We start from the raw sequence: 651 nt of genomic DNA, 5'->3' as shown, positions 1-651 counted from the left end.
ATCCTGCTTATCCTCGTGCGGTTTCTCACGTAGTCTATAATTTCCTTTTTAAGCCCACAGGAGAGCAACAATGACAATCCATAAGAAAGGTCAGGCACACTGGGAAGGCGATATCAAACGCGGGAAGGGAACTGTATCCACCGAGAGCGGCGTGCTGAACCAACAGCCGTATGGATTTAACACGCGTTTTGAAGGCGAAAAAGGAACCAACCCTGAAGAACTGATTGGCGCAGCGCATGCCGCATGTTTCTCAATGGCGCTTTCATTAATGCTGGGGGAAGCGGGATTCACGCCAACATCGATTGATACCACCGCCGATGTGTCGCTGGATAAAGTGGATGCAGGTTTTGCGATTACTAAAATCGCACTGAAGAGCGAAGTTGCGGTGCCGGGTATTGTTGCCTCTACTTTTGACGGCATTATCCAGAAAGCAAAAGCAGGATGCCCGGTTTCTCAGGTACTGAAAGCTGAAATTACGCTGGATTACCAGTTGAAATCGTAAAGCGTTGCCGAATGACGCGTCAGGCGCGTGATTGCCTGATGCGTTGTTAGCATCTCTACAGCGCCCGCCAGCACCGGATCTCACGTCCGTCCTCCCTTATTGCTAATGATTGCCGGACTTCACATCCGTGGGTTGCCAGAGGGCAGCGT

General features: G+C 51.0%; 1 protein-coding gene. It reads left to right on the top strand.

The features are described from left to right. Positions 1-70: 70 nt before the first annotated feature. Positions 71-502 carry a peroxiredoxin OsmC gene (gene osmC / locus AC5O77_RS21985; protein ID WP_494507197.1) on the top strand — a complete coding sequence of 144 codons (432 nt, stop codon included), beginning with the start codon at positions 71-73 and terminating at the stop codon, positions 500-502. Positions 503-651 lie beyond the last annotated feature (149 nt).

The organism is Stenotrophomonas sp. INTA L402-1 (assembly GCF_059295135.1).
The sequence above is the reverse complement of the archived record's forward strand: the minus strand, read 5'-3'. Positions and strand labels throughout refer to the sequence as shown.